This window comes from Micromonospora sp. NPDC050695 (genome assembly GCF_040654415.1).
GTDB lineage: Bacteria > Actinomycetota > Actinomycetes > Mycobacteriales > Micromonosporaceae > Micromonospora.
In genome coordinates, this window is record NZ_JBFAHZ010000034.1 from 17,194 (window position 1) to 40,912 (window position 23,719).

Sequence of the window (23,719 nt, forward strand, 5' to 3'; positions counted from 1 at the left end):
GGGATTCACCCCGCCGCCGTGGTGCTCAGTTCGGTGTGGGGCCAGCCGGCGACCCGCACGAGCTCGGCGATGTCGGCGTCGTCGCAGTACGCCGCCCGCACCCGCATCGGGGTCCGAGAGCGCTGCTTCACGACGAACCCGATACCGGCCGACGCGGCCTCGTTGGGGATCTCGTCGGCCAGAGCGCCCCGGCGGCGCATGTCCTCACCGAGGACCATGTCGACGTGCCCGGCCGAGGTGGCCCGCAGGCACACCCGCAGGGAGAACAAGTCCCGTTGCGGGATCACGTCTTTGGTGGGTTCCTGAAGCGCGCCGATGACGCTGCCGCCCAGGGCGCGAGCCTGGGACAGGATCAGCGGGAACACCGCCTGGACGCCCTTGGTGAGTGACCGGTCGCCGTACCCGGTAACCGCGCCCAGTTCGTCAATGATCAGCAGGTCCAGGGGTGTTTCGCGGGACATCTCGAACGTGCGCCGTCCCTGCTCGGCCAGCACGCGCTTGCGGTCCTGCATCACCGTCCAGAACCCGGACACCACGTCCACGATGTCGGCGTCGGCTTCGGCGTACCGGTACGACACCGACCGCAGGGCGTTGAGCTCGGTGCCTTTGGGGTTGACCACGTGCAGCCGGACCAGGCCGTCACGGATCAGCGGCGCGCAGGCCCGCAACGCCATCCACGTCACCGAGTTCTTACCCGAACCCGTGGCCCCGGAGATCAGCCAGTGCTGACCGATCAGCGGCGCGTGCCAGTCGTTGCCGTACTCCGTCTCACCCAGATACACCCGCCCGAGGCTCGCCGCGTCCGCGTCTCCCGGCAGGTCCGGCGGAACGATCACCTGCCCGAACGGCTCCGAGCGCTGCACGATCAACGCGATCACCTGCGGACGGACCTTCTCGATACCGACCCGCTCTGCCTTGAGCGCCACCGCCAGGGCCTCTGCCGCCTCTTCCCACAGCTTCGGGGTCTGGCCCAGCAGCAGCCGCACGTACACCGTCTCCGTGGACGGCGAGTGCGACCGGATGCGAATGATGCGCGGAGTGCTGATCACGCCGGTGACCCGGTGCACCGTGACCAGGCCGCACGCCTCGGTCACCCGCCCCCACGCCGGACCCACGTACACCCGCGACAGCCACCGCCGCCGCCACGCCCGCAACCTCGGTGCCGCCACCCTCGCCCACGAGTCCGGGTGGCCCCGGTACCAGCCCACACCCGCCGCGAGCACACCCGCCGCCACACCACCAGTCGTGGTCGGCCCGAAGTGCGCGACGCCAGCGGTCACCGCCGCCGGAGCGGCCACGAAACCCGGATGCCGTGCGGCCCAACCCGCGACCCGCCATTCCCACCCCTGATTACGCTGCTTCCCCACTACCACACACCGCCTCAAAAATTCAGAAACTCATATCGAACCTGGACACGGAAAAGGCCCAGACCAGACAACCGATCCGGGCCTTTTCCGTCGAACAACTACCGGTCAGCGCACCGCCGCAAACAACTTCCTCGCCCGCGTAGTGGCCTGCTTCGCCTTGTCCGTCTCCTCCATCCACGGAGCCGCTTCCTCCAGGAGGATCAGCAGCACCGCCACCGCCCGACGCAGATCGTCGTAATGCTTCATGTACCGGTACCGCTCAGGCATTCCCTTCATCGACCCGCGAAGCAACCGCATCGCCTGATCAATACCGTCATAGGTGTCACTGACCCGGTAGGACATCAATTCACCTTCCACGGCTTCGCGATCAAATCCGCCTCGTACGTCTTCACCCGCGTCATGAACGCCCGCAGAACGTCAACGGTCTGCTTGTGCGCATCCTCCAAATCCTCAACCCGAGCCGCGAACTGGTACACCGCCCCCGCAGGCGGCTCACACGCCTTGATCAGGCTGCTCACCCCATCCAGCAGCAACGCCAAACCCTGCGCGTTGCCGACCAGCGCCTCATAGCGAGACCGGCCCGTCCACGACTTCACGATCTCCGGCACCACATCCACACGCCGCCCCTTTCCGATCGGGAACCCCACACATTCGGTGGGCACCACCCGCCCCCGAAAACGTGCTCCAAGGGCGGATAGAAACCACCGACCAGGCGACTACTCCCGACCGGACAGACGCCACACCCGACGCCAACGCCGCGTCTCACGACGAATCAAACCAACATTCACCAACACCGACACCAACAACAGGCCGATAAGGATCAACTCGAAATCAGACATCAAAACCTCCCTCCCGAAAAATCTATTCAAAGAATTGTTTAATGAACGATTTTAGGCAAGAATCTAGCCACTGTGGAATTCTCAAATAGCAAGCTCGTCCAGGATGCGACCCAGTCAGGGCCGTATTGCCTTGACAAGAAGTGCCCCGACCCGACTCGAACGGGTCACCCACCAGGAAAGGGGCGGGGCGAAAAGCTCTACTTGGCAGCCGGCTTGGTGACCGGCTTGAGGCCCTGCGCCTTCCACGACAGCCCCGAACGGCCCTCGTTCTCCCAGTGCGACACCGTCGGGCCGATCAGCTCCACCACCGCACCCTCATCGATCTGCCCCGGATCAGCCGCCAACGTCACCTTGAACTCATCACCCTTGCCCCGGTAGCCGTCCTCGGTAGCAAGCGGCTTGGCGAACACCCCCACCACGTACAGCGGATCAGTCGTGCCGTACGCCATCTTCACCTTCCCGTCCTGATCCACCTTGATCGACGGCTCCTCCACCACCCGCAACTTGAAGCCAGCCAGGTTCACCGGAATGTTTCGCATCTCTTTGTCTCCTTCGTCAGCCTGCTTGCCGCATCGTTCCGTTCGGCACGAGACCAATGTACCTGACCACCTGGTACCTGTCCACCCGGTGGTCGGGGGATTTCGGTTGACCCCCTACGTGGGTTACTCTCAGTGCATGGCGAAAAAACCGGAGTACGTCTCGATTGCCGAGACATTGAGAGATGAACTGCTGAAGGGCCTGTACGACGAGAAGGAGCTGCCTAGCAACTCCGCGCTTGCCGAACGGTTCGATGTGAACCTGAAGACGGCAGGGAGGGCTGTTCAGCAGCTTGTCGCCGAGGGCATCCTGATCGCGCGTCCCGGGATGCGAGCTGTCCCCGCGCCCCGGGACCTACGGACGAGCACGCAGTGGCCGATGACGGGCCGCTACGCGCGGGCGCGTGCCGCACAGGGTCTGGTCTTCGGGGGCGATGTGACGGGCAGTATCCGTAAAGAAACCGTGCTCCGAGAGTGGGTGGAGGCGTCGATCCAGGTCGCCCGGCTCTTGAAAGTTGCTGTCGGAACACGCGTTTTCCAGCGTCAGAGCCGCACGTACGTCGACTTCATGCCGGCGGAGGAGACCACGATGTACTTCCCTGCCGAGGTGGTCGCGGCGGCCCCATCTCTAGAGCAGGATGAGAACATCCGAGTAGTGCCGCTCATCGAGTCGGCAGGATTCGTGGTGACACGGACGGCCAATGAGATTCGCGCGCGCCTTGCCGACGTCACAGAGCAAGCAGTATTCGACGTGGGTGCTCAGGCCGTTGTCTTTGAACACGCCCACGGCACGTACGGCGCACAGGGTGAAGCTTTGGAGGCGGTGATTAACGTTCGGCCTGCTCGCAACACCGTTATCACCTTCGATACCTACGAGGGACCTATTCCAGAGAACGACTAGATGCGGAACGGTCGAATTGTCTGTTTCTGCCGATGCCCACCGGACAGCCCTGCCGGTGGGCATCTTTACGTCGTCGCAGCCGATGCCTATGGCCGAAGCATGGTGTGTGTTCAGACTTTCTTTACTTGGTCAAGGGCGGGCCTTCGGCCCGCCGCCGTGTCGCGCCGGGGCGCGCGTGCGGCCTAGCGGCCGGTCACGCCCCGGCGCACACGGCGCGGTGGTGGAGGGCTGTAGGCATGGCTACGCGGCAAGGCGGGCCGGCGGCGATGGCCGCCAGGAGCACGGCAGTTCTGGCGCTGGCCTCGACCGGATGCGCGCGGCAGTGGATACGACGGGTGCGTCGGGCTCCGAGCTGCCAGGGCGGTTGCGCGTTCCGGGGTCGTGCGGCTGGTCGGGTAGTGTCCGGGTGGGGTGTATAGCAGGGCTATTGCGTAGTCCGTTTGCGCAGGTCAGCTCCAGCGCGGCCCCCGTCGTGGCGGTCCCGGTCCATTGGCCTGCGGAGCTGCGGGCCTTCGGTCGCACCACTTCTGCTTCGGTGCCCAGCCGAGCCGACCACCTGCACCGGACGTTGACCGCGAGTTTACGCAGGTCAGTGGGCGCTCAGGCGACTATGCAGTAGCCCTGTGGTGTATCAGGGCAGGCGTGAGCTTCGTGATCCTTGTGGTGTCTTGCATGAACCGTTGCCCCCCCGAGTTGCGTTATACGGATGGGACGGCACGTAAGCGTGCCCGCAGATATCGTTAATCGCGGCAAGGAGCGAAAGATGCCACCCAAGGAACAACAGATGCCAGTCAACCCCAGATATCTAGTTCTTGGTAGATATGTCGCCAATGCGAATGATTTTGCCATGAGGCTCGAGGCCGAGCCACTCATGAGTCCGCAAGCCATGGAAAGGTGGGCGGAAAGCTATGGCTTTTCTGACGAGAATGACCTTCTGGGAATGATGGAGGCCGTTAGCGCTGGCGACGTGTATGGTGTACCACCGCGGACTGTGGATATCTTTGCCTGGCGCCTCAATGCAACCGCTCGCGCGAAGCTAGTTTCACAATTTTTCGCAGAGCGCGAGAGATCTCCTGGCCTGACCGAAGGCCAATTCGTTCAAGGCAGAAGTCAAAGGGTTCGTCACATTGCGGGCACGCAGCCAGACGCTTTTGGCGCACTGCTTCGCACTCCTGACATGAACGCGCAGCTCTTGCCAAGATATCGGGATGCGCATAGGAATTATCTGATTTCCCAAGCAGCCCTCTCGGCGAGCCTGAATGCCTCTCATCTTCAAAGCGCGGCTAGCTCATCGGCGGCTAATCAATATCAATATCAAGGACACGGGCGGGGGCAGGGAGCCGGGCGCGGATACGGACAGGGTCACTGAGGTAATCTCGGCAGCGCATAGCGGTTGATTGGGGCGACACGGACGAAGGCGGCGAGTCCGGCGGCGGTGGAGTCAGGCGTGGAGCCATCGCCTGCGTTCCGCAGCAACTGACCGGTCCTACGACACGAAAGCGGCCCCTGACCTGCGTGGACACGGTCTCATATGGGCGGCAGGGCGTGTCACTAGGCGGTTGCGTTTCCGCAGGTCAACACGGGTGGCCGTGTCACCAGGCCAGGGACTCAAAGCAGTCGAGATGTAGGGTACGAATCGACCCATCCGGCGTGTCGTTGTCTCGATGGTCGCTGGCCGGGTGGTAAGCGGGACAGGGTGTATAGCAGGGCAGGCACGAGCTTCGTGTTCATTGTGGTGTCTAAGCCTCGATGATCGTTAGGTGGCTCGTGTCTGCCGTTGCATCCTCTCCTGTCCCTGCGGTGTTGCTGGTGATACTGGGTCCGCTGGGCAGTGGCCGGATCGCTGGCCTGCGTCCCTGCACTCACGGAACTTGATCAGGCCCTGCCGGGCTGCTGGGCGGGTTTCCGGCTGCGTCTGTGGCTCAGCTTTCAAGACCGAGATGCGTGGTCACCCGGTTGCCGACTCGTGGTGACCGCTCACTCTGGCAGGGATGCCGCAGCGCCGTCGTGGTCGTCATTCGGCGGCTGGGCTATCGTGCGCCGGGTGATCTTGGGGAAGGAACCGCGACGCCGTCGGCCGTGTCGTTGGGTGATCTATCTGGCGATCGGGCTAGCTCTGTGTGTGGGCGGTCCGGCTGTTGCTGGTGTGAGCTGGTTCGCCGTGAAGACAGCGGAAGCCGACAGGGGGCAGATAGCACCAGATGCCGCCGCGAACGTCTTCATGCTGGCCCTGTCATCCGGGGGGGAACTCGGGCTACGGGCGGTGCTGGCACCGCAGCAGCGAGACGAGCTGCTCGATGAGTGGCGCGATCTCCGGCGCGACATCACTCGGACCGACCCGCAGCCGTCGAAGGTCAGCGCGGGCGTGTTCGACGTTGAGGGCCGGGGCGACGACCGCGCCCAGGTGGTAACTCCCGTTCAAGCGGTGTGGTGGGGCGATGACGGCCTGGCGATGACCGGCACCCCGCGTCCGTGGCAGTTCGAGACGCGCCGTGACGGTGGAGGGTGGCGGGTCTGGAGCGTCGACCCGTACCCGTGGTGTGGTGGCCACGTTCGCGCCGACGCCTGCCGATGAGCCGCGGAGTTATCCGAGTATTGACCCGACGCAGACTGAAGGGCCGGCCCCTGACCAGGGAATCCGGCCCTTCGACGTCAGAGCGTGCCTCCGGCGGGGGCCTCGGGCTCCGGGATGGTGAAGGGTGACCAGGAGTCGCGGTGAGGGAGTGGTTGAGGGGGCCATCCCGTCACCGTCGTCCCAGGCAGAGCCGAGCAGATCCGCCTTCCTGGACCAAGGTCGTTCAGTCGTGGAGTGCTCCACCTTGGTCCAGGAGGGCAGACCCGCTCCACGATGTGTGGGACGACGGTGACGGGATGGCAAAGCCAGTACAGGGGCGCTACGTCGTTCGCCCGGCGGGGTGCAGGCCGGCTAGCTGAACGAAGATCTCTCGCTTGTCGACGGCGTTGCCCCGGTCGTCAAGCTGGTAGCCCGTCAGCCACGCCCAGCCCCGATAGGTCGGCTTCGGGCACACCGAGATCACCCGGAACATGAACCGCTGCCCCACGAACTGCACCGAAGCTTCGCGGTCAATCCACAGCTCATCGCCAGGCTTGGGCGAGCGGGGCTGCGGCCTGGCCCACGTATGGACGTGCGACTCGACAGGCACGGGCATCCCTTCCTGCTCGAAGGTTGCCCCTGCCCGGCCGAGTCGAAGGAGCCCAGCCGGGCAGGGGTACCGCCGCACCAGGGCGAGTTCGGATCCTCTACGACCAGCACAGCGGGTAGTCGCACCGTACCAATCGTGGTCTGCGTACGTCTAGCTACGTAGAAGGTCGAAGTCGCAAGTCCGGAGACTTCTAGCGTCGGACGCATGGAGTTCGACCCGGACACGCACATCGATCACGGCGCACCGCTGCCGCCCTATCGCCAACTGGCCGGCATCCTCGCGGCCCGGGTCCAGCGCGGAGACTGGCAACCTAACCGGGCGATCCCGTCCGAGGCGCACCTCGTGCAGGAGTACGGCGTCGCTCGCGCAACCGTGCGACGCGCGATCGGCGTCCTGGTTGATCAGGGTGTGCTGTTCGTAGTCCCGCAACGAGGCACGTTCGTCAAGCCCGGCGGTCAATGATCTTCGATTCCCGTGCATGATCATCAGGCACAGATTCGGCACAACTGACACCGGCAAGGGCTGTCAGACACTGTCAAGCATCGGAAGCACCCGCCCAGGTCGGGGCGGCGATGTGCCCCAATAGGAGTGATCCCCTTACCAGAAGCAACATTAGTGCGTGCAATCCGGGGTCCGATCAGGGACTATTGGCGCAACGGACGTCGGTGATCGGCCCGGCGTCGACCGTGTGGGTCGTCATGCCCGGCCCCGGTCGACGGCGGTACGCAGCAGCCGCTGAACCGGGAGGGTGAGCGCGATGCCTGACATACGACCCACGGTGGGCTCCGGCGCGTTGGTCCTCAACGCCACCTACGAGCCGCTGTGTGTCGTGTCGGTGCGCCGAGCCGCGATCCTCGTCCTGTCCGCGAAGGCGGTCTGTGTCGCCGACGGCGACGGCATCCTGCACAGTGCCCGGGACGCGCTCCCGGTGCCGTCGGTGGTGCGGCTGACCCGCTTCGTGCGCGTGCCGTACCGCACGCACGTCGGGCTGTCCCGGCGGGCGATCTTCGCTCGGGACGGCTGGCGGTGCGCCTACTGCCGGGGCCCGGCCGAGACCATCGACCACGTGTTCCCCCGCAGCCGGGGTGGCCGGCACGCCTGGGAGAACGTGGTCGCCGCGTGCGCCCGCTGCAACCACACCAAGGGCGACAAGACGCCGGCCGAGCTGGGCTGGCGGCTGCACGCGCTGCCGGCCGCGCCGAAGGGCACGGCCTGGCGGGTCCTCGGGCACCGCGCGCCCGATCCCCGCTGGGCCGACTGGCTCGACCTGCGGGAGCCCGAAGCCGCCGCCTGACGCTCCGGCCGCTATCGGTCGCCGTAGTGGTACCGGCAGGCCACGATCTCGACGTCTTCCTTGGTGATCCGATACACGAGCCGGTGTTCGCGATCGATCCGGCGGGACCAGAAACCGGACAGCTCGCCCCGAAGATGCTCCGGCTTTCCGATGCCCTCGTACCCGTTGCGGATCACGTCGGCGATGAGATCGTTGATGCGCTTGACCAGCTTTCGGTCCGTGTGGCTGAGGTGCTGGCTCCACGCCGTGGCGGTGAAGACCAGCCTCATGCGACGTCTCGTACGGTGGCCGGGTCGATGAGATCCCGCTCGGCCGCGTCGCCCGCCTCCAGTTCCGCTATCGATCGACGCAGCGCGGCGGCGTTGCTCGGACTGCGCAGGAGGTATTCGGTCTCCTTCATCGACTCGTACTCCGCAAGCGGCACGATCACCACGGGCTCGTGGCCGGAACGGGTCACCACCACTTCCTCGGCGTCGTTGATGACGCTGTCGAGCTCGGCGGCCAGGTTCTGCCGTAGCTGGGTGAAGTTCACGGTCCGCATGACCACCTCCGAATAGGTACAGAAAACTGTACCTCGCGACCGGCGCGACTCAACGACCCGCACGGGCCTTCACCAGGGACGCGAAGACCACGACATTGTCCGAGTAGCCGGTCTCGCCGCCGACCCAGCGACCTCCGCAGGTGATCAGTCGCAGGCTCGGGCGGCTGAAGTCGCCGTACACCTCGTCGACCGGCAGCCGACCCTTGTCGAATCGTTCCACCGAGTCCACCTCGAAGACCGCCACGCTGTGGTCGGTGCGGGTCACCTCGATCTGGTCGCCGTTGCGCAACTCGCGGAGCTGGTGGAAGACCGCCGGACCGCTGGTGGTGTCGACGTGGCCGACGATCACCGCCGGGCCGTACTGGCCGGGTGTGGGGCCCTGGTCGTACCAGCCGGCCTCCTGGGCGCGGGTGGCGTCCGGCACGGCGATGGTGCCGTCCGCGGCGATGCCCACGTCATGCACCGGTGCCTGAAGGTCGATCTCACCGATGGCCAGGCTCGTCGGGCGGCTGGCCGGCAGCACCGGGAACTTCTTCGGCGGCGGCCGCAGGCCGGCGCTGAGCCGGTCGGGCAGGAGGCTGACCCCGGTCACCTGCTCGACGCCGAGCATCGCCACGATCAGCACCATCAGTGCGGCGATGGCCAGCACGGGCACTCCCGGCCCGGTGCCGAAGCGGCGGCGGGTCAGCGATCCGGCCGTCCCGCTCGACGGCAGCGGACGGGTGGCCGGATCGGTGGTGGCGACACCGGCCGACGCGGCCTGGCCGGCGACCACGCGCAACCGACCGGAGGCGCGGGCCACCAGCCGGCCGGAGGCGCGCAGTGCCGGCCCGGCGCGGAAGCGGGCGCGGCGATCCGGCCGCGCACGCGCGGATCTGCGGGTCATGGTTGGTCCGGCTCAGGAGCCGGCTCCGGTCCGGCGCCGTCCGCCCGCCATGCCGAGCGCGACCGCGGTCGCCACCAGGGCCACGCCGCCGAGCACCAGCAGGGAGCCGGTGCCCCGGCCCCCGGCGGTCCCGCCGCCCCCGGTCGCCGGTCCCTTGCTGGGCGAGGCCATGTTCAGCACGTTCAGCGTCGTCGACGCCGTCTGGCCGTTCTGGCAGCGCAGGTCGACCGCGTAGTCACCGGGTTCCTTGGTGCCCGGAACGGTGACCTCCCCCTTGAGGAAGCCGTTGTCCGGTCTGAGCGCCACGTGCCCGAACGCGTCGGAGTGCACGTTGGCCTGCCGATCGTTGTTGTTGTCGCAGCTCGCGCGGATCGTGACCCGGCTGCCGGCCGGGACGCTGTTCGGGGTCACCTCGACGAACGTGTTCTCGCCGGCACGGGCCGGCGAGACCGTCATCAGGACGAACGCCGCGACCAGCCCGACCAGTGTCAGTGCGGACGAGAGCGCGCGGTTGATCGTGCGGATTCCCTGCATGATTTCCCCCCAACCGGCGACGACCGCCGGAACCCTCCCCTGGGCACGCGCTGCTTTCCCCCTGACGCAGGGGCAAACCACGGGTCGGGGTGGGTCAGCGGTGGCGGAGGGTGTCGCCGGGTGGGACCGGGGTGATCGGCTGCCAGTCCAGCGGGGACGACAGGACCATCGTGCTCGACGGCTGGCCGTACGGGGCGAGTCGGTCGATGACGCCCTCGAACTCGCCGATCGAGCCGGCGGCCACCTTCAGCATGCTGCACGCGTCCCCGGTGATGCGGTGGATCTCCAGGATCTCCGGCCAGCCGGCCACCGCCGGGTCGTGCAGGATGCAGCGCGCCCCGTAGCAGGACATCCGGATCAACGCGACCACGGTGCGGCCGGCCCGGGTCAGATCGACGTGGGCGTGGTAGCCGGTGATCACACCGGCTTCCTCGAGCCGGCGGACCCGCTCCGCGACCGCTGGTGGGGACAGGTGCACGCGCCGGGACAGCTCACTGAAGGAGAGCCGCGCGTCGGCCTGCAACTCGCGCAGCAGCGCCCAGTCCATGTCATCCACGCTCAGACCTTACTTTCGTGAACCCGACTCGCCTAGCTGCCTTCGGTTTGCGAGCCACAGCCGAGAAGAGCCGTTGATCCGGCATTCCGTAGGCCGATCCGACCGCGGGATCATGACGTCGGCCAGTCCGGGGGAGGGAGTCCAATGGTGGATCAGACGGAGCGGCGGGTGCCGAACCGCCCCGCCACGGTGCGACCGGTGACCCCGCGGCAGCGGGCCGCCCGCGCCGCCCGCAACGGCGGTGAACCGACGCTGGAGTTCGCCGAGCGCGTGCCGTACGACGCGTACGTGCAGGCCAGCACCCTGCACCAGTTGCAGCAGCCGCTCAGTACCGACCCGGGCGAGATGTCGTTCCTCATGGTCAGTCAGATCATGGAGTTGTACTTCGGGCTGACCTGCCACGAGTTGCGCGAGACCCAGCGGCTGCTCCGCGCCGACCAGGTGTGGGACGCGCTCGCCCCGCTGCGCCGCGCGGCCCTGCACCTGGAGGGGCTCAACGCCGCCTGGCAGGGCCTGCGCTGGATGACCCCGGCCGATTTCAACCGGTTCCGCAACCTGCTCGGCGAGGGCTCCGGCTTCCAGTCGGCCATGTACCGGCACCTGGAATTCCGGCTCGGGCTGCGCGACCCGGCGCTGATCCGGCCGTTCCGCCGGCAGACCGAGGTGCACGCCGCGCTGAGCGCCGAGCTGGCCGCCCCCAGCCTGTGGGACGACGTGGTCGCGCTGCTCGCGCGGCGTGGCTTCGACCTCCCCGCCGACCTGCTCGCCCGGGACGTGGCCGTGGAGCACGACCCGCACCCGTCCGTCGAGGCGGCCTGGGTACGCGTCTACGCCGACGCCGGCCCCGACAACCACCTGCGGCTGCTCGGCGAGGCGCTCAGCGGCGTCGCCGAGGAGTTCGGCGACTGGCGGTGGAACCACGTCAAGGCGGTGCAGCGAACAATGGGCGCCAAGGTCGGCAGCGGCGGCTCCGCCGGGCTGGCGTGGTTGCAGCGCAGCATGTCCCGGGTCGTCTTCCCGGAGCTGTGGTCGGCCCGTACCGCGATGTGACCGGAGAGCGAGACATGCACACCCCAGAACGAGAGGCGCACCGCCTCGACGAGGCCGACCCGGGCCACCGGCACCTGTTCCTCGTGCCGCCGGCCGACGGCGGCGACCACCCCGAGTCGGCGTACCTGGCCGGCAACTCGCTCGGCCTGCAACCCCGGGCCACCCGCGACGAACTCCTCGCCGACCTGGACGCGTGGGGGCGGCTCGGCGTCGAGGGGCACCTGGAGGCGCAACGCCCCTGGCTGCCGTACCACGAGCTGTTGACGGCGCCGGCCGCCCGACTGGTCGGCGCCCGGCCCGCGGAGACCGTGGTGATGAACTCGCTCACGGTCAACCTGCACCTGCTGATGGTGAGTTTCTACCGCCCGGCGGGTGCCCGCACCCGCATCGTCATCGAGGACGCCGCGTTCCCCTCGGACAGTTACGCGGTGCGCAGCCAGGCCCGGTTCCACGGCCTGGACCCGGACGACACGGTCATCCGGCTGCGCCCGCGCCCCGGCGAGGACGCCCTGCGCACCGAGGACGTCACCGACTGCCTGGCCGCCGAGGGTGACCGGGTGGCGTTGGTGCTGCTCGGCGGGGTCAACTACCTGACCGGTGAGTTGCTGGACATCCCCGCGATCACGGCAGCCGGCCGCGCGGCCGGCGCGGTCGTCGGCTGGGATCTCGCGCACGCGGTGGGCAACGTGCCCCTCGCGCTGCACGACTGGGACGTCGACTTCGCGGCCTGGTGCTCCTACAAGTACCTGAACTCCGGGCCGGGTGCCCTCGCCGGTGTGTTCGTGCACGAGCGGCACCTCGGCGACGCGGACCTGCCCCGCTTCGAGGGCTGGTGGAGCACCGCGGCGGCGACCCGGTTCGAGATGACGCCGGTGTCCCGGCCACCGGCCACGGTGGAGGCCTGGCAGATCTCCAACCCGCCGATCTTCGCGATGGGTCCGGTGCGTACCTCGCTGGAGCTGTTCGACGCGGTCGGGATGCCCGCGCTGCGGGCACGCAGCCAGCGGCTCACCGGCTGGCTGGAGTCGCTGCTCGACGAGGTCACCGCCGACCGGCCGCTGCGCGTGGTCACCCCGCGCGACCCGGCCCGGCGGGGCTGCCAGCTCTCGGTCCGCATCGGCGCCGGCAGCGCCGCCGAGCTGACCAAACGCCTGCGGTACGAACACGGCGTCATCGCCGACGCCCGCGAGCCGGACGTCGTCCGGTTCGCCCCGGTGCCGCTCTACTCCACGTACCTCGACTGCTGGCGGGCCGCCGCCGCCCTGGCGGCGACCGTGGGGCAGGTGAACCCGTGACGGCGCGACGCGACGAGATCGCGATCATCGGCGCCGGCCTGGCCGGCTGCCTGGCCGCCTGCTTCCTGGCCCGGCGCGGCTACCCGGTGGCCCTCTACGAGCGACGGCCCGACCCGCGCAACGGCACGGCCGAGCGCGGCCGGTCGATCAACCTGGCGCTGTCCGAGCGTGGGCTGGACGCGTTGCGTCGGATCGCCCTGGCCGAACAGGTGATGACCGACGCGCTGCCGATGCGCGGCCGGATGATCCACCCGGTGGAGGGGGAGCCGCAGTTCCAGTCGTACAGCGCGGCCGGTGACCGGGCGATCAACTCGATCAGCCGGGGCGCGCTGAACAACGCGCTGCTGGACGCCGCCGCGGCACTGCCCGGGGTCCGGATCGTCTTCGACCACCGGCTGGTCGGGCTCGACCCGACCGACGGCGCCCTGAGCTTCGACACCCCGCAGGGCACGGTCGCCGCGAAGGCGTCGGTGGTGCTGGGCGCCGACGGCGCCGGGTCCGCGGTCCGTGGACAACTGCTGGCGTACGGGCTGCTGAGCGAGAGTGTGGACTTCCTCGACTACGGCTACAAGGAGCTGACGATTCCGCCGCTGGGCGGGGACTTCGCGCTCGATCCGGACGCGCTGCACATCTGGCCGCGCGGCACCTCGATGATGATCGCGCTGCCGAACCCGGACCGCTCCTTCACCTGCACGCTGTTCTGGCCCAACGAGGGTGCCGGCAGCTTCGCCTCGCTCGACGACCCGGCCGCGATCGTCGCGCACTTCGCGCAGCACTACCCGGACGTGGTGCCGTTGGCGCCGACCCTGGTCGACGACTACCAGCACAACCCGGTGGGTGTGCTCGGCACCGTCCGCAGCACCCCCTGGCAGGTCAACGGCACCGTCGGCCTGCTCGGCGACGCGGCCCACGCCATCGTGCCGTTCTACGGCCAGGGCGCCAACTGCGCCTTCGAGGACGTGGTGGAACTGGACCGCTGCCTCGACGAGTGCGCCGACGACTGGGCGGCGGCGCTGCCGTTGTTCCAGCGACGCCGGCAGGAGAACGCCGAGGCCATCGCCCAGATGGCGCTGACGAACTTCGTGGAGATGCGGGACAAGGTCGCCTCCCCGGTCTTCCAGCTGCGCCGCGAGGTCGAGCACGCACTGGAACGGGCACTGCCCGGCCGGTACGTTTCCCAGTACGAGCTGGTGTCCTTCTCCACCACCCCGTACGCCGAGGTGCGCCGCCGCGTCCGTCGGCAGCACCGCGTGCTCGGCGCGGTCGTTGGCGGAGCGGCGCTGCTGCTGGCCGGCGCGGTCGCGGCGGCGCTCAGCCGAGGGAGGCGCGCGTGACGACACTCTGGGACTCCGCACTGATGACCGGCCGCGCGCCGGCCGGGCCGCCGCGCCTGCGTAACTTCGTGGGCGGCGAGTTCGTCGACGGTGGGCCGACGTTCACCAAGGCCAGCCCGGTCACCGGTGAGCCGGTGTTCGAGGTCGTCGAGGCGTCGCGGTCCACGGTGGACGACTCGGTGGCCGCCGCCCGGGCCGCGCTGCGCGGTCCGTGGGGCCGGATGGGCGAGCGGGAACGCGCCGAGGTGCTGCGCCGGGTCGCCGACGAGCTGGAGCGCCGCTTCGACGACCTGGTCACCGCCGAGGTCGCCGACACCGGCAAGTCCATCGCCCAGGCCCGCACGCTGGACATCCCGCGTGGGGCGGCGAACTTCCGGGCGTTCGCGGAGATCGTGGCGACCGCACCGACCGAGTCGTTCACCACCGTCACCCCGACCGGCGGCCGGGCGCTCAACTACGCCCTGCGCAAACCGGTCGGCGTGGTCGCGGTCATCGTGCCGTGGAACCTGCCGCTGCTGCTGCTCACCTGGAAGGTCGCACCGGCGCTGGCCTGCGGCAACGCCGTCGTGGTCAAGCCCAGCGAGGAGACTCCCGCCTCGGCGACGCTACTCGCCGAGGTGATGGCCGCCGCCGGCGTACCGGACGGGGTATTCAACCTCGTGCACGGGTTCGGACCGGACTCGGCCGGCGAGTTCCTCACCCGCCACCCCGGCGTCGACGCGATCACCTTCACCGGCGAGTCGGCCACCGGCGGCGCGATCATGCGGGCCGCCGCCGACGGCGTGAAGGCGGTCAGCTTCGAGCTGGGCGGCAAGAACGCCGGCCTGGTCTTCGCCGACGCCGACCTGGACGCCGCGGTGGCCGGGTCGGTGCGCTCCAGCTTCACCAACGGCGGGCAGGTGTGCCTCTGCACCGAACGCATCTACGTGCAGCGGCCGGTCTTCGAGGAGTTCACCGCCCGGCTGGCGAAGCGGGCCGGGGAACTGGCGTACGGCTGGCCGACCGACGAGGCCACCGCCACCATGCCGCTGATCTCCCACCAGCACCGGGCGAAGGTGCTCGGCGCGTACGAGCTGGCCCGCACCGAGGGCGCCGAGGTGCTCACCGGGGGCGGCACGCCCACCTTCGGTGACGCCCGAGACGGCGGGTCGTACGTGCAGCCGACGGTGCTCACCGGCCTCGGGCCGGACGCCCGCACCAACCGGGAGGAGATCTTCGGCCCGGTGGTGCACGTCGCGCCGTTCGACACCGAGGACGAGGCGTACGCCCTGGCCAACGGCACCGAGTACGGCCTCGCCGCGACCGTGTGGACCCGGGACGTGGGTGTCGCGCACCGCGCCGGCGCCCGGCTGGACGCCGGCATCGTCTGGGTCAACACCTGGTTCCTGCGCGACCTGCGCACCCCGTTCGGCGGGGTGAAGGCGTCCGGCATCGGCCGGGAGGGCGGCGTGCACTCGCTGAACTTCTACTCCGAACTCACCAACGTCTGCGTGGACCTGTCGTGAGCCGTAGCGAGGGAGCGAGCGTGGACGCTGACATCGAGGCCGCCAACCGGGAGCTGGCCGACGCCCGCAGCACCGGCAAGCCGTGCCCGCCGCTGCGCGGTCGGTTGCTGCCGGAGGGCGACGTCGAGTCCGCGTACCGTGTGCAGCAGCTCCAGGCGCGGGCCTGGCAGGGCCGCGGCGAACGCCGGGTCGGCGCGAAGATCGGGCTGACGTCCCGGGCGGTGCAGGAGACCTTCGGGGTGTTCCAGCCCGACTTCGGGATGCTGACCGACGCGATGGCCGTCGGCGACGGGGTCGAGGTGGCCATCGACCGGCTGCTCCAGCCGCGGGTCGAGGCGGAGATCGCGTTCGTGCTCGACCGGGACCTCGCGGACCCGCAGATCACCACGGTCGACCTGATCCGCGCGGTCGACCACGTGCTGCCGGCGATCGAGATCGTCGACTCGCGGATCGCCGCCTGGGACATCTCCATCGTGGACACCATCGCCGACAACGCCTCCAGCGGGCTGTTCGTGCTCGGTACCACCCCGCGCCGGCTCGCCGACGTCGACCTGCGGCTGTGCGGGATGGTGCTGGAGCACGCCGGTGAGCCGGTCTCGGTCGGCGCGGGCGCGGCCTGCCTCGGCAACCCGCTGCACGCCCTGCAGTGGCTGGCGAGCACCCTCGCCCGCGCCGGTGACCCGCTGCGCGCCGGCGACGTGGTGCTCTCCGGGGCGCTCGGCCCGATGGTGCCGGTCACCCCGGGCGCCGCGTACGAGGCGCGGATCTCCGGGCTCGGTTCGGTACGCACCGCCTTCACCCGAGGAGAGACAGCATGAGCGTCGGCGTGGCGGTGCTGGGATCGGGAAACATCGGCACCGACCTGATGATCAAGGTGCTGCGGCTGAGCGACAGCCTGCGGATGGTGGCGATGGCCGGCATCGACCCGGCCTCCGACGGCCTGGCGCGGGCTCGCCGCCTCGGCGTGGCCACCACCGCCGAGGGCGTGGACGGCCTGGTCGCGATGCCCGAGTTCGCCGACGTGGAGCTGGTCTTCGACGCCACCTCGGCCGGCGCGCACCGACGCCACGACGAGGTGCTGCGCGCGCACGGCCGCACCGTGGTCGACCTGACCCCGGCCGCGCTCGGCCCGTACGTGGTGCCGCCGGTCAACCTCGACGAGCACCTGCACGAACGCAACGTCAACATGGTGACCTGCGGCGGCCAGGCGACCGTGCCGATCGTCGCCGCCGTGCGCCGGGTCACCCCGGTGGTGTACGGGGAGATCGTCGCGTCGATCGCGTCGAAGTCGGCGGGGCCGGGCACCCGGGCCAACATCGACGAGTTCACCGAGACCACGGCCCGCGCCATCGAGGTGGTCGGCGGGGCCGAACGGGGCAAGGCGATCATCGTGCTGAACCCGGCGGACCCGCCGCTGCTGATGCGCGACACCGTCTACTGCCTCTGCCCGGACGTGGACGCCGACACCGACGCGATCGCCGCCTCGGTGGCGGACATGGTGGCGACGGTCCAGGAGTACGTGCCCGGCTACCGCCTCAAGCAGGACGTGCAGTTCGACCGGGTGCGGGCGTACCTGCCGACGCTCGGGCGGCAGCTCACCGCGTTGCAGGTGTCGGTCTACCTGGAGGTCTCCGGCGCGGGCCACTACCTGCCGGCGTACGCCGGGAACCTGGACATCATGACCTCCGCCGCGCTGCGCACCGCGGAGCGGCTGGTCGCCCTGCGTTCCTCGGAGGTGGCCGCGCCATGACCGACCTGTACATCCAGGACGTGACGCTGCGCGACGGCATGCACGCCATCGCCCACCGGTACACCGTCGAGCAGGTGCGCACCATCGCCGCCGCGCTGGACGCCGCCGGGGTGGCCGCCATCGAGGTGGCGCACGGCGACGGCCTCGCCGGCTCCAGCGTCAACTACGGCCACGGCGCGGCCAGCGACGCCGAGTGGATCTCGGCCGCCGCCGAGGTGCTGACCACGGCGAGGCTGACCACGCTGCTGTTGCCGGGCATCGGCACCATCGCCGACCTGAAGGCGGCCAAGGCGCTCGGGGTGACAAGCGTTCGGATCGCCACCCACTGCACGGAGGCGGACATCTCCGCCCAGCACATCTCCTGGGCCCGGGAGAACGGCATGGACGTGGCCGGGTTCCTGATGATGTCGCACATGAACGATGCGGCCGGGCTGGCCGGGCAGGCCAAGCTCATGGAGTCGTACGGGGCGCACTGCGTCTACGTCACCGACTCCGGTGGCCGGCTGCTGATGTCCGACGTGGCGCAGCGGGTCGACGCGTACCGGCAGGTGCTCGCACCGGAGACGCAGATCGGCATCCACGCCCACCACAACCTGTCGCTCGGGGTGGCCAACAGCGTGCTCGCCGTCGAGCACGGCCGGATCACCGGGTCCGCGCCGGCCGGCCCCGACGCGGTGCACGGCCGGACAGTCCGCGTCGACGCGTCCCTCGCCGGCATGGGCGCGGGTGCCGGCAACGCGCCGCTGGAGGTCTTCGTGGCGGTCGCCGAGCTGCACGGCTGGAAGCACGGCTGCGACGTGTTCGCCCTGATGGACGCCGCCGACGACATCGTCCGCCCGTTGCAGGACCGGCCGGTCCAGGTGGACCGGGAGACGCTCTCCCTGGGGTACGCGGGGGTCTACTCCAGCTTCCTGCGGCACGCCGAGCGGGCCTCCGCGAAGTACGGCGTGGACGTCCGGTCGATCCTCGTCGAGCTGGGTCGACGCCGGATGGTCGGCGGCCAGGAGGACATGATCGTGGACGTGGCACTGGACCTGACCGGCAAGGGTGACGCAGCATGATCGGACCAGACATCGCGGGGATCGCCGAGAAGCTGGCCGCGGCCGCCGACACGGCCACCGCCACCCCGCAGCTCGCCGCCGAGACGGGCCTCGACGTGGACGGCGCGTACGCCGTGCAGGCCGCGTTGCTCCAGCGTCGCCTCGACTCCGGTGAGCGGCTGGTCGGGCTGAAGATGGGGCTCACCAGCAGGGCGAAGATGGCCCAGGTCGGCGTGGACGAGGTGATCTGGGGGCGGCTCACCAACGCGATGCGGGTGCCCGACGGCGGCGGGGTGGATCCGGCCGCGTACATCCATCCCCGCGTCGAGCCGGAGGTGGCGTTCCTGCTGGACCGGCTGCCCGAGCCGGGTGAGCCGGTCGGCGACTTCGCCACGGCCGTCCGCGCGGTCGCCCCGGCCATCGAGCTGATCGACTCCCGGTACGCGGACTTCCGCTTCTCGTTGCCGGACGTCATCGCCGACAACACCTCGGCCGCCGCCTTCGTGATCGGGCCGTGGTCGCCGGTGCCGGCCGGGCTGGACAACCTGGGCGTGCTGCTGGAGGTCGACGGGCGGGTGGCGCAGGTCGGCTCGACGGCGGCGATCCTCGGCGATCCGCGCCGGGCACTCGACGAGGGCATCCGGCTGGCCGGCCGGCACGGGGTGCGGCTGGAGTCCGGCTGGGTCTTCCTGGCCGGCGCCGCCACCGCGGCGGTGCCGTTGCGTCCCGGGGCCCATGTCCGTGCCGTCGTCGAGAAGCTCGGCACGGCATCGCTGCGGGCCTCGTCGTGACCGCGCGGGTGGTGGCCGGCAAGGCCGTGCCGCGGGGAGCGTTTCCGCACGTCAAGGTCGCGGGTGGGTTCGTCTTCGTCTCCGGTACGTCGTCGCGGCGGCCGGACAACACGTTCGCCGGGGTGTCGGTGGACGAGTTCGGCACCACCGACCTCGACATCCGGGTGCAGACGCGAGCCGTGATCGAGAACATCGGCGACCTGCTGCGTTCGGTCGGCGCCGACCTCAGCGACCTCGTCCAGGTGACGACGTACCTGGTCACCATGAACGACTTCGGTGGTTACAACGAGGTCTGGGCGGAGTTCTTCGACGCGTCCGGTCCGACCCGTACGACGGTGGCGGTGCACCAGTTGCCGCACCCGCACCTGCTCATCGAGATCCAGGCCGTGGCCCTTCTTCCCTCGGGAGGTCAGTCGTGAGTGAGATCGCCGAGCCGTTCAGCTTTCCGGGCTGGATCGCGGACAACCAGCACCTGTTGAAGCCGCCGGTGGGCAACAAGGAGATGTTCCCCGGCGGGGACGACTTCATCGTGATGGTGGTGGGCGGTCCCAACCAGCGCACCGACTTCCACGTGGACCCGTACGAGGAGTTCTTCTACCAGGTCAAGGGCAACATGCACATCAACCTGATGACCCCGGAGGGGCCGCGTACGGTGCACGTCCGCGAGGGTCAGATGTGGATGCTGCCACGGAACACCCCACACTCGCCGCAGCGGCCGGAGGCCGGCTCGATCGGTGTGGTCGTCGAGCGGGTCCGTGAGGAGGGCACGCTGGAGACGTTCCAGTGGTACTGCCCTGAGTGCGGGCACAAGGTGCACGAGGTGGAGTTGCAGGTCCGCGACATCGCGGCCGACCTGCCCCCGGTGTTCCAGGCGTTCTACGCCGACGAGGCGGCGCGTACCTGCGCCAACTGCGGCACCCTGCATCCGGGCAAGGGCTGATGCCCGCAGGTGCGGTCGACGTGCACACGCACGTCGTACCCAAGGGGTGGCCGGACCTCGCCGGCGCGTGCGGCGGGTCCGGTTGGCCCTGGTTGCGGGTCGACTCCGAGCGCGCCGCCATGATCATGGTGGGGGAGACGGAGTTCCGCCCGGTCGGCGCCGAGTGCTGGGACGCCGAGCGCCGGCTGGCCGACATGGACGCCGACGGCGTGGACGTGCAGGTGGTGTCGCCGACCCCGGTCTTCTTCAGCTACGACCGCCCGGCCGACCAGGCGGTGAAGGTCGCCCGGATCTTCAACGACCTGACCCTGGAGGTCACCGCGGCCGGTGGCGACCGGCTGGTGCCGTTCTGCCAGGTGCCGTTGCAGGATCCGGATGCCGCCTGCGCCGAGCTGGACCGCAGCCTGGCCGCCGGGCACGTCGGCGTGGAGATCGGCAACCACGTCGGCGACCGGGACCTAGACGACGCGGGCGTGGTCACCTTCCTGCAGCACTGCGCCGAGGTGGGCGCGCCGGTCTTCGTCCACCCGTGGGACATGCCGGGCGGTCCCCGGCTGGACCGGTGGATGGCCCGCTGGCTCACCGGGATGCCCGCCGAGACGCACCTGTCGGTGCTGGCGATGATCCTGGGCGGCGTCTTCGACCGGGTGCCGGACACGCTGCGGATCTGCTTCGCGCACGGCGGCGGCAGCTTCCCGTTCTGGCTGGGCCGCGCCGACAACGCCTGGCACCGCCGCGGTGACCTGGTCCGGGGCGCGTCCGCCGGCCCGCCCAGCAGCTACCTCGACCGGTTCAGCGTCGACTCGGTGGTCTTCGCGGCACCCGCGCTGCGGCTGCTGGTCGACACGATGGGGGAGGACCGGGTGCTGGTGGGCAGCGACTACCCGTACCCGCTGGGCGAACGGCCGGCCGGCGCGGTGGTCCGTGCGGCCGACTTCCTCACCGACGCCCAGCGCGACAAGCTCCTGTCCGCCAACGCCCGGCGCTTCCTTGGCCGATCGGAGCCGTAGCGGCTGGATCGGCCACCGACAGCTCTACGAGCGTGATGCCGGTGAGTCATCTTGATGACTCACCGGCATCACGCTCGTCAGTACAAGGCCGGTGGGCTGTCCAGGCGACGTCGTGTCGAACGACAAAGGCCGGTCGCAGCGGGCAGGATGACGGCATGGCCGAGCCGCACGACCTGACCGCGTTGGAGCAGGCCGCCGCGATTACCCGCGGCGAGCTGTCCAGCGTCGAGCTGGTCGAGCACAGTCTGCGCCGGGTCACCGCGCTCGGCGACACCGTGGGCGCGTTCGTGACGGTCACACCCGAGCTGGCCCGCGAGGCCGCGCGCGCCGCCGACGCCGCACCCGTCGACCGGCGCGGCCCGCTGCACGGCGTCCCGACCGCGATCAAGGACCTGACCCTCACCGCCGGGGTCCGTACCACCTTCGGCTCGGCCGCCTTCGCCGACTTCGTCCCGCCGGTCGACGCCGACGTGGTCCGGTTCATCAAGGCCGCCGGCCTGGTCAGCCTCGGCAAGACGACCACCTCCGAGCTGGGCTGCTCGCTCTACTCGGAGGGCCGCGTCGCGCCGCCGGCCCGCAATCCGTGGCAGCTGGCGTACACCGCCGGCGGTTCCAGCGGCGGCGCGGCGGCGGCGGTCGCGGCCGGGTTGGTCCCGGTCGCCCAGGGCTCCGACGGCGGCGGGTCGCTGCGCATCCCGGCGTCGCTCTGCGGCCTGGTCGGCTACAAGCCCAGCCGTGGCCTCGTCTCCGGCGGGCCGATCGGCTCCGGCGCGTTCGGCCTACCCACCAGCGGACCGCTCGGGCGGACCGTCACCGACGTCGCCGCGCTCCTCGACGTCATGGCCGTGCCGGTGCCCGGCGAGCCCTACCTGCCGCCGTCCGCGCCGCCCGGCGGCTACCTCGCCGCCGCCCGTCGGGCCGCGCCCGGCCGGCTGCGGATCGGCCGTTTCACCACCCCGATGCTCGCCGACGAGCCGGTGCACCCCGACTGCGTCGCCGCCGTGGACCGGGCCGCCGCGCTGCTCACCGCCGCGGGCCACGAGGTGGTCGAGGTGCCGCCGCCGCTCGGGCCGGACGCGTGGCCGCTGTTCGAAATCATCTGGTACGTGTTGGCGCTCACCCCGGTGCCCCCACACCGGGAGGCGGAGCTGCTGCCGTTGACCCGGCTGTTGCGGGCCCGCGGCGCCGACATCTCCGCCGGCACGCTGGCCGCCACCCTCGGTGAGCTGCAGGCGCAGGTCCGTCTCGGTGCCCGCCGCACCGCCGGTTGCGACCTGCTGCTCTGTCCCACCCTGGCCGCCCCGCAGGCACCCGTCGGCTGGTTCACCGCGGACGGTGACCCGGCGGCGGACTTCGACCGACAACGCCGGTTCTCGCCCTACTGCGCCATTTTCAACGTCACCGGTGATCCCTCCGTCTCCCTGCCGTTGGGCACCACCACGACCGACGGGCTGCCCGTTGGGGTGCTGCTCACCGGCCGCTACGGCGACGACGCCCGTCTCATCGCGACCGCTGCGCAACTGGAGAACTCCAGTGGCGGATGGGATCGGCACCCCGCAATCTGGCGGGCCGTCGACTCCGCTAACGTGAATGGAGACGGAGTCGGCCGGTCGACGTCATGATCGTCCATCCGACCCGATTGTTCGAGGTCCTTCTTCCGCCTGGGGGCGTTGGGATTGTCTGTTACCGAGACGTTGCTGGTCTTCGTCGGCATCCCGGCGGCCGCGGTGCTGGTCATCGCCGGCCTGGCGTACGCCGGTAGCCGTGGTGGTGCCACCGGCGGTGGCGGCGGCGCGAAGCGCTACCGGCCCGGCCGACCCTTCGACTTCACACCGGTGTGGTTCCTGGGCCGCCCGGAGCAGCTGGCCGACTCGGCCGGCACCGCGCTGACGGCGGGTGCGCAGGCGCCCGCGCTGACCAGCCACAAGCTTGAGCAGGCCAGCGTCGAGGCGCCGGCCGGGGGAACCGGAGGCGCAAGTGACCGTTGGTGAGAAGCAGACCGGGTCGGAAAATCCGCCCGAGGTGCTCGACGGGCCGTTCTCGACCCGCCAGCTGCTGCGCATCGACGAGGCCCTGCGACTGGCCGACCAGGGCACCGGCCTGGTGTTCTCGGTGTTCGTCGGCGGCCTCGACGAGCCGATCCGCGAGCACGCCCAGCGGCTGCACCGCCAGCTCGCCGACCCCGACAAGTCGGTGCTGATCGTGGTGTCGCCCAACCAGCGCCAGTTGGAGATCGTCACCGGACGGCACGCCCGCAAGCGCATCCCCGACACGTACGCCAAGCTGGCCGCCCTCTCGATGGCCGGTGCGTTCAGCGGCGGCGACCTGGCCGGCGGCATCATCAACGGTCTCGACCAGCTCGCCAGCCACGCCGGCAAGGGCTGAG

The 23,719-nt window shown here is 69.9% G+C and carries 30 protein-coding genes; 19 read left to right on the top strand and 11 right to left on the bottom strand.

Going from position 1 to position 23,719, the window contains the following annotated elements:
* Positions 1-5 precede the first annotated feature (5 nt).
* From AB0H52_RS22460 to AB0H52_RS22480, 5 genes are all read right to left on the bottom strand, one after another.
* Positions 6-1,094 carry an FtsK/SpoIIIE domain-containing protein gene (locus AB0H52_RS22460; RefSeq protein WP_357949792.1) on the bottom strand — a complete coding sequence of 363 codons (1,089 nt, stop codon included), beginning with the start codon at positions 1,092-1,094 and terminating at the stop codon, positions 6-8.
* Between the two features lie 378 nt (positions 1,095-1,472).
* Positions 1,473-1,709, bottom strand: a complete 237-nt coding sequence (locus AB0H52_RS22465; protein WP_151488744.1) for a hypothetical protein — start codon at positions 1,707-1,709, stop codon at positions 1,473-1,475.
* A complete protein-coding gene (locus tag AB0H52_RS22470; RefSeq protein WP_151488743.1) occupies positions 1,709-1,984 on the bottom strand; it encodes a hypothetical protein in 276 nt (91 codons plus the stop codon). The genes AB0H52_RS22465 and AB0H52_RS22470 overlap by 1 nt, the downstream gene beginning before the upstream one ends.
* A gap of 99 nt (positions 1,985-2,083) precedes the next feature.
* Positions 2,084-2,206, bottom strand: a complete 123-nt coding sequence (locus AB0H52_RS22475; RefSeq protein WP_255473648.1) for a hypothetical protein — start codon at positions 2,204-2,206, stop codon at positions 2,084-2,086.
* A 197-nt stretch (positions 2,207-2,403) separates the two neighbouring features.
* Positions 2,404-2,745: a hypothetical protein gene (locus AB0H52_RS22480; protein WP_151488742.1), complete on the bottom strand. Its 342-nt coding sequence runs from the start codon at positions 2,743-2,745 to the stop codon at positions 2,404-2,406.
* A 136-nt stretch (positions 2,746-2,881) separates the two neighbouring features.
* Here AB0H52_RS22480 and AB0H52_RS22485 point away from each other — a divergent pair, with 136 nt between their 5' ends.
* The 3 genes from AB0H52_RS22485 (at position 2,882) to AB0H52_RS22495 (ending at position 6,218) form a co-directional block, all read left to right on the top strand.
* Positions 2,882-3,643, top strand: a complete 762-nt coding sequence (locus AB0H52_RS22485; protein WP_357949728.1) for a GntR family transcriptional regulator — start codon at positions 2,882-2,884, stop codon at positions 3,641-3,643.
* Positions 3,644-4,406: 763 nt separating this feature from the next.
* The gene (locus tag AB0H52_RS22490; RefSeq protein ID WP_357949731.1) at positions 4,407-5,012 is read left to right on the top strand and encodes a hypothetical protein; all 606 of its coding nucleotides are present in this window, start codon (positions 4,407-4,409) and stop codon (positions 5,010-5,012) included.
* A gap of 720 nt (positions 5,013-5,732) precedes the next feature.
* Positions 5,733-6,218 (top strand): hypothetical protein, encoded by a 486-nt coding sequence (locus tag AB0H52_RS22495; RefSeq protein WP_357949734.1) that lies wholly within the window; start codon positions 5,733-5,735, stop codon positions 6,216-6,218.
* 319 nt (positions 6,219-6,537) lie between these two features.
* On the opposite strand, the gene AB0H52_RS22500 is transcribed toward AB0H52_RS22495, so the two are convergent.
* Positions 6,538-6,813 (bottom strand): hypothetical protein, encoded by a 276-nt coding sequence (locus tag AB0H52_RS22500; RefSeq protein WP_357949737.1) that lies wholly within the window; start codon positions 6,811-6,813, stop codon positions 6,538-6,540.
* A 198-nt stretch (positions 6,814-7,011) separates the two neighbouring features.
* Between AB0H52_RS22500 and AB0H52_RS22505 the strand changes: the two genes are divergently transcribed.
* Positions 7,012-7,269, top strand: a complete 258-nt coding sequence (locus tag AB0H52_RS22505; RefSeq protein ID WP_357949740.1) for a GntR family transcriptional regulator — start codon at positions 7,012-7,014, stop codon at positions 7,267-7,269.
* 295 nt (positions 7,270-7,564) lie between these two features.
* Positions 7,565-8,101, top strand: coding sequence for an HNH endonuclease (locus AB0H52_RS22510; RefSeq protein WP_074313833.1), 537 nt, complete (start codon positions 7,565-7,567; stop codon positions 8,099-8,101).
* Between the two features lie 11 nt (positions 8,102-8,112).
* Here AB0H52_RS22510 and AB0H52_RS22515 read toward each other — a convergent pair whose 3' ends face one another.
* From AB0H52_RS22515 to AB0H52_RS22535, 5 genes are all read right to left on the bottom strand, one after another.
* Complete coding sequence (locus AB0H52_RS22515; protein ID WP_151492007.1) at positions 8,113-8,370, bottom strand: Txe/YoeB family addiction module toxin; 258 nt, start codon at positions 8,368-8,370, stop codon at positions 8,113-8,115.
* Positions 8,367-8,642 (bottom strand): type II toxin-antitoxin system prevent-host-death family antitoxin, encoded by a 276-nt coding sequence (locus AB0H52_RS22520; protein ID WP_151492006.1) that lies wholly within the window; start codon positions 8,640-8,642, stop codon positions 8,367-8,369. The genes AB0H52_RS22515 and AB0H52_RS22520 overlap by 4 nt, the downstream gene beginning before the upstream one ends.
* Positions 8,643-8,691: 49 nt before the next feature.
* The gene (locus tag AB0H52_RS22525) at positions 8,692-9,465 is read right to left on the bottom strand and encodes a class F sortase (protein ID WP_357949795.1); all 774 of its coding nucleotides are present in this window, start codon (positions 9,463-9,465) and stop codon (positions 8,692-8,694) included.
* Between the two features lie 75 nt (positions 9,466-9,540).
* Positions 9,541-10,014 carry a hypothetical protein gene (locus AB0H52_RS22530; protein WP_357949798.1) on the bottom strand — a complete coding sequence of 158 codons (474 nt, stop codon included), beginning with the start codon at positions 10,012-10,014 and terminating at the stop codon, positions 9,541-9,543.
* Positions 10,015-10,156: 142 nt separating this feature from the next.
* Entirely contained in the window at positions 10,157-10,618 is a 462-nt protein-coding gene (locus AB0H52_RS22535) for an Lrp/AsnC family transcriptional regulator (RefSeq protein WP_357949744.1), read from the bottom strand.
* 147 nt (positions 10,619-10,765) lie between these two features.
* Between AB0H52_RS22535 and AB0H52_RS22540 the strand changes: the two genes are divergently transcribed.
* From AB0H52_RS22540 to AB0H52_RS22605, 14 genes are all read left to right on the top strand, one after another.
* Positions 10,766-11,668, top strand: a complete 903-nt coding sequence (locus AB0H52_RS22540) for a tryptophan 2,3-dioxygenase family protein (protein ID WP_151491797.1) — start codon at positions 10,766-10,768, stop codon at positions 11,666-11,668.
* A gap of 14 nt (positions 11,669-11,682) precedes the next feature.
* Complete coding sequence (gene kynU, locus AB0H52_RS22545; protein ID WP_357949747.1) at positions 11,683-12,963, top strand: kynureninase; 1,281 nt, start codon at positions 11,683-11,685, stop codon at positions 12,961-12,963.
* Positions 12,960-14,297: an NAD(P)/FAD-dependent oxidoreductase gene (locus AB0H52_RS22550; RefSeq protein WP_357949750.1), complete on the top strand. Its 1,338-nt coding sequence runs from the start codon at positions 12,960-12,962 to the stop codon at positions 14,295-14,297. Before kynU ends, AB0H52_RS22550 begins: the two co-directional genes overlap by 4 nt.
* Positions 14,298-14,320: 23 nt before the next feature.
* Complete coding sequence (locus tag AB0H52_RS22555; RefSeq protein ID WP_151491811.1) at positions 14,321-15,802, top strand: 2-hydroxymuconic semialdehyde dehydrogenase; 1,482 nt, start codon at positions 14,321-14,323, stop codon at positions 15,800-15,802.
* Between the two features lie 20 nt (positions 15,803-15,822).
* Complete coding sequence (locus tag AB0H52_RS22560; protein WP_278121259.1) at positions 15,823-16,620, top strand: fumarylacetoacetate hydrolase family protein; 798 nt, start codon at positions 15,823-15,825, stop codon at positions 16,618-16,620.
* Entirely contained in the window at positions 16,617-17,552 is a 936-nt protein-coding gene (locus AB0H52_RS22565; RefSeq protein ID WP_151491801.1) for an acetaldehyde dehydrogenase (acetylating), read from the top strand. Before AB0H52_RS22560 ends, AB0H52_RS22565 begins: the two co-directional genes overlap by 4 nt.
* Positions 17,549-18,613: a 4-hydroxy-2-oxovalerate aldolase gene (dmpG, locus tag AB0H52_RS22570; RefSeq protein WP_151491802.1), complete on the top strand. Its 1,065-nt coding sequence runs from the start codon at positions 17,549-17,551 to the stop codon at positions 18,611-18,613. Before AB0H52_RS22565 ends, dmpG begins: the two co-directional genes overlap by 4 nt.
* Positions 18,610-19,383: a fumarylacetoacetate hydrolase family protein gene (locus tag AB0H52_RS22575; RefSeq protein ID WP_357949755.1), complete on the top strand. Its 774-nt coding sequence runs from the start codon at positions 18,610-18,612 to the stop codon at positions 19,381-19,383. Before dmpG ends, AB0H52_RS22575 begins: the two co-directional genes overlap by 4 nt.
* The gene (locus AB0H52_RS22580) at positions 19,380-19,802 is read left to right on the top strand and encodes a RidA family protein (protein WP_151491804.1); all 423 of its coding nucleotides are present in this window, start codon (positions 19,380-19,382) and stop codon (positions 19,800-19,802) included. Before AB0H52_RS22575 ends, AB0H52_RS22580 begins: the two co-directional genes overlap by 4 nt.
* Positions 19,799-20,323: a 3-hydroxyanthranilate 3,4-dioxygenase gene (locus tag AB0H52_RS22585; RefSeq protein ID WP_151491805.1), complete on the top strand. Its 525-nt coding sequence runs from the start codon at positions 19,799-19,801 to the stop codon at positions 20,321-20,323. Before AB0H52_RS22580 ends, AB0H52_RS22585 begins: the two co-directional genes overlap by 4 nt.
* Positions 20,323-21,333 carry an amidohydrolase family protein gene (locus AB0H52_RS22590; protein WP_151491806.1) on the top strand — a complete coding sequence of 337 codons (1,011 nt, stop codon included), beginning with the start codon at positions 20,323-20,325 and terminating at the stop codon, positions 21,331-21,333. Before AB0H52_RS22585 ends, AB0H52_RS22590 begins: the two co-directional genes overlap by 1 nt.
* 155 nt (positions 21,334-21,488) lie before the next feature.
* On the top strand, positions 21,489-22,955 hold the full coding sequence (locus AB0H52_RS22595) for an amidase (protein ID WP_151491807.1): 1,467 nt from the start codon (positions 21,489-21,491) through the stop codon (positions 22,953-22,955).
* A 72-nt stretch (positions 22,956-23,027) separates the two neighbouring features.
* Entirely contained in the window at positions 23,028-23,324 is a 297-nt protein-coding gene (locus AB0H52_RS22600) for a hypothetical protein (RefSeq protein WP_151491812.1), read from the top strand.
* A complete protein-coding gene (locus AB0H52_RS22605) occupies positions 23,311-23,718 on the top strand; it encodes a DUF5130 family protein (RefSeq protein ID WP_151491808.1) in 408 nt (135 codons plus the stop codon). The genes AB0H52_RS22600 and AB0H52_RS22605 overlap by 14 nt, the downstream gene beginning before the upstream one ends.
* Position 23,719 lies beyond the last annotated feature (1 nt).

Excerpts from the sequence above, each read along its gene's own strand:
- AB0H52_RS22465 (WP_151488744.1), bottom strand. The coding sequence starts at position 1,709 with ATGTCCTACCGGGTCAGTGACACCTATGACGGTATTGATCAGGCGATG.
- AB0H52_RS22475 (WP_255473648.1), bottom strand. The coding sequence starts at position 2,206 with ATGTCTGATTTCGAGTTGATCCTTATCGGCCTGTTGTTGGTGTCGGTG.
- AB0H52_RS22480 (WP_151488742.1), bottom strand. The coding sequence starts at position 2,745 with ATGCGAAACATTCCGGTGAACCTGGCTGGCTTCAAGTTGCGGGTGGTG.
- AB0H52_RS22485 (WP_357949728.1), top strand. The coding sequence starts at position 2,882 with ATGGCGAAAAAACCGGAGTACGTCTCGATTGCCGAGACATTGAGAGAT.
- AB0H52_RS22490 (WP_357949731.1), top strand. The coding sequence starts at position 4,407 with ATGCCACCCAAGGAACAACAGATGCCAGTCAACCCCAGATATCTAGTT.
- AB0H52_RS22500 (WP_357949737.1), bottom strand. The coding sequence starts at position 6,813 with ATGCCCGTGCCTGTCGAGTCGCACGTCCATACGTGGGCCAGGCCGCAG.
- AB0H52_RS22505 (WP_357949740.1), top strand. The coding sequence starts at position 7,012 with ATGGAGTTCGACCCGGACACGCACATCGATCACGGCGCACCGCTGCCG.
- AB0H52_RS22510 (WP_074313833.1), top strand. The coding sequence starts at position 7,565 with ATGCCTGACATACGACCCACGGTGGGCTCCGGCGCGTTGGTCCTCAAC.
- AB0H52_RS22515 (WP_151492007.1), bottom strand. The coding sequence starts at position 8,370 with ATGAGGCTGGTCTTCACCGCCACGGCGTGGAGCCAGCACCTCAGCCAC.
- AB0H52_RS22520 (WP_151492006.1), bottom strand. The coding sequence starts at position 8,642 with ATGCGGACCGTGAACTTCACCCAGCTACGGCAGAACCTGGCCGCCGAG.
- kynU (WP_357949747.1), top strand. The coding sequence starts at position 11,683 with ATGCACACCCCAGAACGAGAGGCGCACCGCCTCGACGAGGCCGACCCG.
- AB0H52_RS22555 (WP_151491811.1), top strand. The coding sequence starts at position 14,321 with ATGACCGGCCGCGCGCCGGCCGGGCCGCCGCGCCTGCGTAACTTCGTG.
- AB0H52_RS22565 (WP_151491801.1), top strand. The coding sequence starts at position 16,617 with ATGAGCGTCGGCGTGGCGGTGCTGGGATCGGGAAACATCGGCACCGAC.
- dmpG (WP_151491802.1), top strand. The coding sequence starts at position 17,549 with ATGACCGACCTGTACATCCAGGACGTGACGCTGCGCGACGGCATGCAC.
- AB0H52_RS22575 (WP_357949755.1), top strand. The coding sequence starts at position 18,610 with ATGATCGGACCAGACATCGCGGGGATCGCCGAGAAGCTGGCCGCGGCC.
- AB0H52_RS22590 (WP_151491806.1), top strand. The coding sequence starts at position 20,323 with ATGCCCGCAGGTGCGGTCGACGTGCACACGCACGTCGTACCCAAGGGG.
- AB0H52_RS22595 (WP_151491807.1), top strand. The coding sequence starts at position 21,489 with ATGGCCGAGCCGCACGACCTGACCGCGTTGGAGCAGGCCGCCGCGATT.